The following is a 9,612-nucleotide window of genomic DNA, read 5'->3' as shown; positions in this document are numbered from 1 at the left end:
TCTATTTTATCATTTTTCCAGTTTGAGTACATGATTTCATTTTGCTGTTTTTTACTGTACGATTAAATCAGCTTTGCATTGCGTAAACAGAATTTATTTTGATGCTTTTATCCGGTTTCTGATGATTGATTTTGCTGCTCTACACTAATGAAAAAATACAGTTAACCATCAACGCGGATACAGCCAGCAATCCTGCGATTATAGAGATATACTTTTTCATATAATATACCCCCTTTCCCAGTTGGTTTGCTTCCTCGCCAACAGTTAAAAAATCGCTTGGCCTCCATTGCCGGGCAATTGTTCCGGCAGCAATGATTTTATCTTTTGTTTTAACCGGTATCCGGGAAATTCACTGACCAGAATATCAACATTACCATTACCCTGTCCCAGCTGTCATTGTGCGGAATGGGCAGAAAGACAGCAAGGCTCTTGTGTCCAAGGGTTAGACCTTTACTGCAAAACCCAGATCCACTTCATCTGCGGGCTTTCCGCCTCTTATGCCCCAGTTGTGCAGGGGAATTTCATTTAAAACAATAATAATATCATTAGCCGGTATGCCAGGGTTGGTTTCCAGATTACGGCAGATAGCTGAATAGAGCTCTACTTTGGCGGCCCGACTACGGCCCTCGAACATGGTAATCTCTATAATTGTATTGCAGTCTGTTCGGGTATCGATATACTCAAAGTTTTCAGCATTCAGTTCGTATAAACGCTGATTACGATCATAATCCGGAATCTTCAGTGCTTCAACCAGCGCGTTGTGTACTCCGTCCATAAGAGCTTTTTTGTACTCGCGGTTTTTCCCCTGTAATATTTCTATTTTTACTAAGGGCATATTAATGTCTCCTCTCATTTGTTAATATTAGCTCAAATAAGTATCTGACTGATTTCCCGGGTTTTTGTATTATATCCACTGGTTCCATAGTAAAGCTCTTAAAACTGTTGCATGAGTTCAATCTATGGAAGTATTATTTTACCATATTAAAAAAGTTATGTTGCTATATGGGAGGTATATTCCAGAAACAGGTGATAAAGTGAAAATCGATAGACTAGTTTCCATTATTATAGTCTTGCTCAGGCGCGAACGGGTTCAGGCCAAAGAACTGGCGGAAATGTTTGATGTTTCCGTCCGTACTATCCTGCGTGACATTGATACTATTAACCTGGCCGGAATACCTATCATAACTTATCAGGGTGTGAATGGCGGTATCAGCATTACTGAAGGTTATCGCCTGGATAAAAGCGTACTCAGTGCCGATGATATGGCTACCCTAATTTCCACCTTAAAGGGAGTTGCCGCCAGTATACCTGACAGCCGTTTTGATGTATTGGCGGAAAAATTGAAAATCCCCTATCAACGTCCCAGCTCGAGTTACTTGATCTGAAGAGCAGACAGATGATAATCGATTTGTCTCCCTGGGGAACTAATGAGCAACTAAAAAGCAAAATATCGCTGTTGCGCCAGGCCATTGAAAATTGTCGAGAGATTAATTTCGCATATGTTGATGCTGCCGGTATAAGAACCATGCGGCAGGTGGAACCCTATGCACTGCTCCTCAAGGGGCAATCGTGGTACCTTTATGCCTGGTGCCTGCTCAGACAAGATTTCCGTCTCTTCAAGCTGATACGGATTAAGAACATACAGCTTACGGACAAAACTTATCAGCCCAGAGAAACACCAATGGAACAAGATTACTTTGAAAACCAGTGGCAGGAGACAGCCAAACTGGTGGAACTGGATCTAGTTTTCAACAAAGAAATGGAAAGTATAGTGGAAGAGTGTTTCGGCGAGGATATAATGAGGCAAGATGACGGAAGGATTATGGTTAAAGCCTGTCTTCCGGAGAATAATTGGTTATATGGCTATCTTTTAAGTTTCGGCAGTGGAATGGAGGTAGTTAATCCTCCGCATATTCGCAGCATTTTGGCTACGATTGCAGAAAAAATTAATAAAACATATTCCTCTTAAACCTGTCATATAGTTGTCATGTTTTGCATGCTATAATCAAGAAAAATATATGAGGAGGCCATAAATATGCAATATCAGTTTGTTTTGGAAGAAAAGAAATCCCAACCCACTATATCCATCCGTACCCGAACAGCGCTTGAAAACCTGCCCCAAGTATTGGGGAAAGCCTATGAGGACATTATGAACTATCTGAGTGAAATAGGTATCCAGCCTTCCGGTGCACCTTATGTGGGCTATTTTAATACGGATATGCAAGACCTGGATATCGAATGCGGCTTACCGGTAGCTCAGTCGGTAGCAGGCACTAATGAACTTAAACCCGGTGAAATCCCGGCCGGAAGGCAGGTGTCCTGCCTGTATACCGGGCCCTACAGTCAAATCGAGCCTGCTTATAATGCCATTATGGAGTGGATAACCGCCAATGGGTACACCCCAACCGGTGTCTGCTATGAGTTTTATCTTAATGATCCCGCGGAAACGCCGGAAAATGAACTGTTAACCAGAATTGTCTTTCTTCTCAAGTAAAAGGTTTTTTGTTAAATAGCTGAAAAAACAGTTTAAGGGGCCTGTCCTCTTAAACTGTTTTGGCAAAATGGTTTTGCAAGATAATTGTACAATATCGAGACGTTTTCTTGAGTTGCGAAAATCATTAATACGTTTTTCACCATATCAACAAGAACAATAGAACTTTTGTTCTCGTTTCTGCTATACTATAGTTATCCTGAATGAAAGGACTGTAATCATGCGAACCGGCACAGCAAACCTTCCTCTGCATGGGGGCAAATGTCCTGCCTGGCTTTTTACCCACATGAAAGCCTTGAGCAGGGCCATTGTTGAAGTGATTTTAGAAGAAGACGGGCCTGATGAAGTCCTGCATCGGCTTTCCCATCCATTCTGGTTTCAGGCTCTGGGCTGTGTAGTCGGCTTTGACTGGCACTCCTCCGGAGTAACTACCACGGTTTGCGGTGCCTTAAAAGAAGGCCTGGCAGAGATAGGCCCTGAGGCCGGTCTCTTTGTAGCTGGAGGAAAAGGACGCACCGCGCGTCAAACCCCTTTAGAAATTATGAATCATGCTGATCGCCACGGGTTGAGCTGTTCAGCCGAAGATCTGGTCTATGCCAGCAAAATCTCGGCCAAGGTAGATAGTGCGGCCGTACAGGATAGCTACGATATTTATCATCATTGCTTTTTCTTTACCAAAGATGGTCACTGGGCGGTTATTCAACAGGGAATGAATGAAGACTTACGGCAAGCGCGTCGTTACCATTGGCTGGGCGATGCTGTAGAATCATTTACAACAGAGCCCCAGGCCGCTATTTGCTGTGACTTTACGACAGATACCTTAAATCTGGTGGCCAACGAAAATGAAAAGATTCGCGAGATTAGCACTCATTTAGTACAGGAAAAACCCGATCGGCTCCTGGCGGAGATAAAGCGTCTGCAGGAATCTTCCCTGACTTTACCGACCTGCCATCCCATACCTCGAACAGGCTATCTTAACAAGGCCTTGTATGCCGCTTATGATAAACATCCTCAGGATTTTGAAGCCCTGCTTAATGTATCCGGAGTAGGTGCTGGTACCTTACGAGCACTTTGTCTGGTTGCCGAAGTGACCTATGGAACCCAGCCCAGTTTTAGCGATCCGGTACGCTATTCTTTTGCCCACGGAGGAAAAGACGGCTTTCCTTTTCCGGTTAATGAAGCGGATATTGAACAATCCTATACCACACTTAAACGTGCACTGCGCAAGGCTAAAGCCGGGCAACGGGAACAGCTTGATGCCTTAAGAAAGCTCGCCCGGTGGCACAGTGAAGCCGTAGAGGTGCAAGCCAGTCCGATTTCTCCTTCCCCTCCCCAACCCGTGAGTCTAAAAAAAAGCCCAGTCCAGCAGCCGGGTTTGTTTGACTAATGAACATTAATTTATAGTTTTTCCAATTTCATGACCAATTCTAATGTTGGGAATTTCCGCACCATCCTGTGATACGCCTCAACTGCGTTTGTTGTGTAAATTAGATGCTGGATCTGTTCGGGATAGCTGAAGAATGTGGTGAGCTCTGCCCAGTTCGCATCCCAGGATCGCAGGATAGATGGATACTTCCTATCCCATTTTTCCCTAAATTCCTCTTTTGCATACTCCGCATCGTCAAGGTTTACCGCACCGTAGATTTTCTTCAGATCCCTGCAGATTTCCTTCCTGTCCTTGTACTGCACAAACTTTGTTGAATTCCGGATTTGATGAACGATGCATAGTTGCTGCTTCGTTTTTGGGAAGACTGCATTTATGGCCTCACCAAGCCCTTTCAGATTGTCGTGGCAGGCGATAAAGATGTCCTGCACGCCGCGCTTTTTAAGGTCGGAGCAGATTGATGCATAAAAACTTGCGCTCTCGTTTTCGCTGATCCAGATGCCCAGGATGTCTTTCTGTCCGTTCATGTCAATGCCCAGCACCGAGTAGACGCATTTGTTGATGATCTGGCTGTCCTTGCGGCTCTTGAACACGATCCCGTCAAAGTAAATGATAGGGTAGACCGACTCCAGCGGACGGTTCTGCCACTCGTTTACTTCAGGGAGAATCTTGTCCGTTATCTTGGAAATCAGCGTCTGCGGTATCTCCACCCCGTAAATCTCCCGCAGGCTGTCCTCAATATCCCGCTGACTCATCCCCTTTGAATACATCGCCATGATTTTCTGCTCGATTTCATCAGTCCGGGTCTGCCGCTTTTCAAGGACTTTCGGCTCGAACTCGCCGTTTCTATCGCGGGGTACGGCAATTTCACTCTCGCCGTAATCGCTGATGATGGTCTTGTGATTGTAGCCGTTGCGGGAATTTCCAGTGTTGTTGCCTTCTATGCTGTGCTTTTCGTATCCCAGATGCTCGTCCATCTCGGCTTCCAGCATCTGCTCAATTGTACCAGCGAAAAGCCTTTTCAGCTTCGACTGAATGTCACCCGTGCTTTGGCAGTCCTGCATCAGCAGACTGACCAGTTCCATTTCTTTTTCAGTAAGAATGTTTTTTGACTGTCTCATTTTCATAACCTCCGTTTTTGTTTTATATGGAGATTATTGCCATTTACACGGATTAATATTCAGTCTCAATAGGCTTAGAAAAATTCCTTCCTTCTTGGCTACGTTAAATTTATTCGGTTACTTAATTCCCGGCCTTGATTTCCGCTTTCATTGGTCGACTGTGCCTTTTTGGATTGTAATTGCCGCGAACGTTATTGTTTTCATGGGCTATACACTTATTATCTTTGTTTTTAAGGAAAATAGTTATGCTTTCGCTGTCATACAGGTCGTGAAAGAACAACAGGTAATTACAACCGGTCCCTACGCCATAGTCCGCCATCCAATGTACACGGGGATGTTATTAATGACGTTGTTTACTGCTCTGGCCCTGGGTTCTTATTGGGCATTAATACCTTCTATTGGTTTCTTTATACCGTATTTAGTACTCAGGATAAAAGGTGAAGAGGAATTGCTATTACGAGACCTCCTGGGGTATAAAGAATATTGTATAAAGACACGTTATCGGTTGATTCCATCCATTTGGTAAAAGTTCAAAACAAGTCTATCTAAAAAAATGTTAAATTGAGAATCCAAAGTATTCATGTACTTTTTATATAATAGTAGTCTTGCAAAATTTAGTAACTTTTACTAAAATAATATTAGACCGAACGTTCAGTATGTTTATTTTTAAAGGAGAATTTTATGAACAAACGCAGGTATGACGGCGAGCAAACTAAGCTTAACATCGCTGACAAAGCCAAAACGTTATTTTCACAGAAGGGATATACTGTTACCTCTATTCAAGATATCTGCTCCGCCGCAGGGTGCAGCAAGGGCAACCTGTACTACCATTTCAAAAGCAAAGAAGAACTGTTTCTTTACCTGGAAGAACAGGCTAATGCAGAAGGGTTGATGTGTTTAGAAGAAATATTTTCGCGTTATGAAACCGTTGCCGAAAAACTATATGCTTACGGTGATTTTGTATCACAATGGGAGCGGCCTTTGTACTCAGCCGAGAGGGAATTCATCAATAAAGTGGGCCTGGATTCGGAAGCCGGTCAAAAGTTTATTGATATTATTAAAAAACCTGGTGACAGGTTTCAGCAGTTTATTTTAGACGGGATCACCAGTGGTGAGTTCAAAAATGAAGGCCTGTTTGAATTAACCTTTATTGTGTTTAGCTATTTTTCCGGCTTAAACCATTATACGATTTATCATCATATAGACAAGGATGCCCTTAAAGTACTGTTTCGCAAGGCTACTAAATTATTGTTACATGGTGTAAGTACCGCTAAAGAAGAATAATATTTTTTTAACATTTATTAGACCGACCGGTCAGTATATTGTTTAGGGGAGGATTTTTATGGAAAAGAGGAACCCAGCGTCCTTTTTCAACTGGGTTGAAGCTTTTCAAGCCGGAGTGGAGTCTGCCGGGGGGAAGGGATGGAACCTGGGCCGGCTTCAGCGGTATGGATTCAGGGTCCCCGGCGGAGGCATCCTGGCGGCAGAAGTTTACCAGCTTTTCATGGCAACAAACAACTTGCTTGAAGATACAATGTATATGGCCCGGGGCATAAACATCGACAATATTGAAAACCGAGAAACTGAGGAAAAGCTTAACCGTATTAGAAAAAACATCGAGGCTGGGCAAATACCCCAGCATATTGAGAAAGAATTGATCTCCAAACTTACAGACATGGGCCTGCTTGAAAAGCCTTTGGCCATCCGCTCTTCAGCTACAGCCGAGGACTCAAACCAAGCATCATTTGCCGGCATCCACGAATCCTACTTAAATGTCAAGGGTCTGGACAACATCCTGTCCTCTATTAAAAGCTGTTATGCCTCATTGTGGACGCCTCGGGCGGTTGCTTATCGGCGGAAAATGAACATAAAGGATGATGAGGTATGGCAGGCCGTGGCGGTCATGGAAATGGTGGAGGCCGAGGCCGCTGGAGTAGGCTTCACCTGCGATCCTCGCACCGGCCGGGAAGACATAGTGCTGATAAGCGCCAATTTCGGCCTGGGAGAGAGTCTGGTCAGCGGAGCTGTTGAACCGGATGAATACTGTCTCGACTATTGGTATGACATAACGGAAAAAAGGATAGGACGCAAAGAAGGAAAAACTATTGCCAGGGAAAGCGGCGGGACGGATTTTGTCCGATTGCCCGAATCAGCGGCTAGACAGGTTTTAAGCGATGAACAAATTCGCCAGCTGGCTTTGATTATCAAGCGGGTCATGGATGCGCTGGGCGGTGGGGATCAGCACCAGGATATTGAATGGGTTTTTGACGGCCGTGATTTCATCCTGGTTCAGGCTCGACCGGTTACGGCTATGCCGCGTTATACCTTTGCCGAACTCAAAAATCAGCCCGATATTTGGTCCAACGGTAATTTCAAGGATGCCATGCCTATGGTTCAATCCACCCTCAATTGGAGTCTGCTCCTACAAACGCCACGGCCTGGCTTGGAGTTGTGTGGCTTTAAAACTCTTCCAGGCTTACAGAATATAAAACGGTTTGGCGGGCGGCTCTATTGGAACCTTGCCCTGCAGCAATGGATTTTTTTTGATGCTTTGGGGCTGTTGCCCCACCAAACCAACGAAGCTCTGGGAGGGCACCAGCCGGAAATAAAGATTAGTGAGAATAAGCCTTTTCATGGCATTAAAGGGTTAAAGAGAATATGGCGGATTCTGCAATACATCCGCCTTAATAATAAGATCAGTGGGAACGCCCAAGCGCAGTTTAATAAGGTAGATATATTCACAGATACTCTTATCAATAAAAGTTTTGCCGATCTTTCGGATGCCGATTTAATCAATCATGTGGAAGCTATACAAACTATGTTGTACGAATTTAACCCGGTATTCTTTGCTTGCGCCATGTCTGCCAACATGAATCCGTTGACAAAAACCTTGACAAAGTATTTTCCTGTTCGCGCCAAAGTTCTAACCAATGCTCTAATGACAGGACGGGGAAATATAACCAGCGCCGAACACGGATATCGTTTAGTCGAAATGGCGGAGATAGCCAGGGGAGACGCCTCGGCCCGGGACTATTTGGGCAGGCGCGGTTTTGATCCGGATGTATGGGAAAAGGAGTTACCCGATGAGTCACCGTTCAAGCGGTTGTTTCGAAATTTCCTGGCCGAATACGGGCACCGGGGTGTCTATGAAATGGATATATACAATCCCCGCTGGCGAGAAGATCCTGCTTATCTTTTGCATGTCATCAAAAGCACCATGGAAACCGCTAATACAGGAGAATTGCAGGAACGACAAAAAGCAAAGGCGCAAGAGGTCTGGCGGGAGGTTGAACAAGGCGTCCCTGCGTTTCGGCGTGGAAGAATTAAACGCCAATTGGAACAGGCCGTAAAGGGTATGGAATTGAGGGAAATGGCCAAATCCGAACTAGTGAAGATTTATGGAGACATGCGGATAGTAGCCCTGGAAATTGGACACCGCCTGCAGGAAAGAGGAATTCTTCCGGATAAGGCTGATGTATTCCACTGCAGTTGGCCCGAATTGGGTTCAATTCTAAAAGGAGATTGGAACGGCCGGGGATTAGGAGTTATGGTGATGGAACGGAAGCAGTGGAGGCAAAAAATGGAGGAGCTTTCATCCCCCGACTTTTTTATTGATGATGCTCCACAGTATGTAGAACCCGTTTCCCAGGCTTTAAGCCACGCGTTGAAAGGACTGGGGGTTTCTACGGGAAGAGCTTCCGGTCCGGCCCGCTTAATATATCATCCCCACCAGGGGGAAAAGTTGAAAGATGGGGATGTGCTGGTGGCGCCGACCACCGACCCGGGTTGGACCCCCCTATTTTTGAGGGCTTCAGCTATAGTGGTAGAGTCCGGGGGAGCCGGTTCCCACGGAGCCATTGTAGCCAGGGAGTATGGAATACCTGCCGTTTTAAATATACCGGGTGTTATGCAGCTTATTCAAGATGACCAGAACGTAGTTGTAGATGGGGATGAAGGCAAGGTGTTCTTAAGTGATGAGCAATTGCCGAGTTGAAATTAGGGGATGAGCTATTTGTACACAACCATATGCCTGATCTGCAAAAAGGAATTTGAAATTCCGTTTTCAGACTTTCGTTATAAGGACATAAAATACAACCGGGATAAACATCATACCTGTGACAAATGCGTCAAAATGATCCAGGAGGAATGCCAGAAAATAACGGGACTTACTCCGGAAATGATAGATTATTGGGATACAATTCTTTCTAAATATAGCAGACTCTGATAATACCCACACTGATGATGTATATTTGGGATCGGATCATTTAATGAGATACTTGACGATAAAAGCCTGCATGGGTTGAAGAGTGAAAAAATGAGTTCTCCAACAAACAACAATGCATACGGTAGGCGTACTACGAGCTTGGAGCGTATATAGCCAGTCAATGGCAATAGTCGGAACCCTGCCGACATAAACTGGCACCCCGATAACAAGTAAATCATTTTCCGATGTTTGCAATTGTTGTTTTCTTACCTCGGGTTTTGTAACATCTATCGTTTCCACAGGATTGTAATTAAACCCGCGTGCAATTCCTTCAATAATCGTTTTTGTTGTACCTGAAGGCGAAAAATAAACGAGTTTCAGTGACTCTATTTTCATTAGTTTCCTCCGATTA

General features: G+C 44.6%; 9 protein-coding genes and 1 pseudogene. 7 read left to right on the top strand and 3 right to left on the bottom strand.

Annotated elements, in window-relative coordinates; genetic code table 11:
* Positions 1-442: 442 nt before the first annotated feature.
* Entirely contained in the window at positions 443-835 is a 393-nt protein-coding gene (locus PHP87_RS09035) for a tautomerase family protein (RefSeq protein WP_299920524.1), read from the bottom strand.
* Between the two features lie 124 nt (positions 836-959).
* Here PHP87_RS09035 and PHP87_RS09030 point away from each other — a divergent pair, with 124 nt between their 5' ends.
* The 4 genes from PHP87_RS09030 to PHP87_RS09015 all read left to right on the top strand — a co-directional run bounded on the left by PHP87_RS09030 (position 960) and on the right by PHP87_RS09015 (position 3,878).
* Positions 960-1,385: an HTH domain-containing protein gene (locus tag PHP87_RS09030; RefSeq protein WP_299920522.1), complete on the top strand. Its 426-nt coding sequence runs from the start codon at positions 960-962 to the stop codon at positions 1,383-1,385.
* A gap of 11 nt (positions 1,386-1,396) precedes the next feature.
* Complete coding sequence (locus tag PHP87_RS09025) at positions 1,397-1,969, top strand: WYL domain-containing protein (protein WP_299920521.1); 573 nt, start codon at positions 1,397-1,399, stop codon at positions 1,967-1,969.
* A 66-nt stretch (positions 1,970-2,035) separates the two neighbouring features.
* Positions 2,036-2,494: a GyrI-like domain-containing protein gene (locus PHP87_RS09020; RefSeq protein ID WP_299920520.1), complete on the top strand. Its 459-nt coding sequence runs from the start codon at positions 2,036-2,038 to the stop codon at positions 2,492-2,494.
* 217 nt (positions 2,495-2,711) lie between these two features.
* Positions 2,712-3,878, top strand: coding sequence for a DUF763 domain-containing protein (locus tag PHP87_RS09015; RefSeq protein WP_299920519.1), 1,167 nt, complete (start codon positions 2,712-2,714; stop codon positions 3,876-3,878).
* Between the two features lie 53 nt (positions 3,879-3,931).
* Here the strand turns inward: PHP87_RS09015 and PHP87_RS09010 are convergent.
* Positions 3,932-4,960, bottom strand: a pseudogene (locus PHP87_RS09010) (IS256 family transposase); the annotation flags it as partial.
* On the opposite strand from PHP87_RS09010, the gene PHP87_RS09005 reads away from it, so the two are divergent.
* The 3 genes from PHP87_RS09005 to PHP87_RS08995 all read left to right on the top strand — a co-directional run bounded on the left by PHP87_RS09005 (position 4,911) and on the right by PHP87_RS08995 (position 8,990).
* Positions 4,911-5,522, top strand: coding sequence for an isoprenylcysteine carboxylmethyltransferase family protein (locus PHP87_RS09005; protein ID WP_366942920.1), 612 nt, complete (start codon positions 4,911-4,913; stop codon positions 5,520-5,522). The pseudogene PHP87_RS09010 and the gene PHP87_RS09005 overlap by 50 nt on opposite strands.
* A 155-nt stretch (positions 5,523-5,677) precedes the next feature.
* A complete protein-coding gene (locus tag PHP87_RS09000; RefSeq protein ID WP_299920516.1) occupies positions 5,678-6,280 on the top strand; it encodes a TetR/AcrR family transcriptional regulator in 603 nt (200 codons plus the stop codon).
* Between the two features lie 58 nt (positions 6,281-6,338).
* Positions 6,339-8,990, top strand: coding sequence for a PEP/pyruvate-binding domain-containing protein (locus PHP87_RS08995; RefSeq protein WP_299920514.1), 2,652 nt, complete (start codon positions 6,339-6,341; stop codon positions 8,988-8,990).
* Positions 8,991-9,257: 267 nt separating this feature from the next.
* On the opposite strand, the gene PHP87_RS08990 is transcribed toward PHP87_RS08995, so the two are convergent.
* Positions 9,258-9,612, bottom strand: a 355-nt coding sequence (locus tag PHP87_RS08990) for a flavodoxin domain-containing protein (protein ID WP_366942919.1), incomplete at its 5' end; no start/stop codon positions are given.

It is taken from the genome of Syntrophomonas sp. (assembly GCF_028707975.1).
GTDB lineage: Bacteria > Bacillota > Syntrophomonadia > Syntrophomonadales > Syntrophomonadaceae > Syntrophomonas.
The sequence above is the reverse complement of the archived record's forward strand: the minus strand, read 5'-3'. Positions and strand labels throughout refer to the sequence as shown.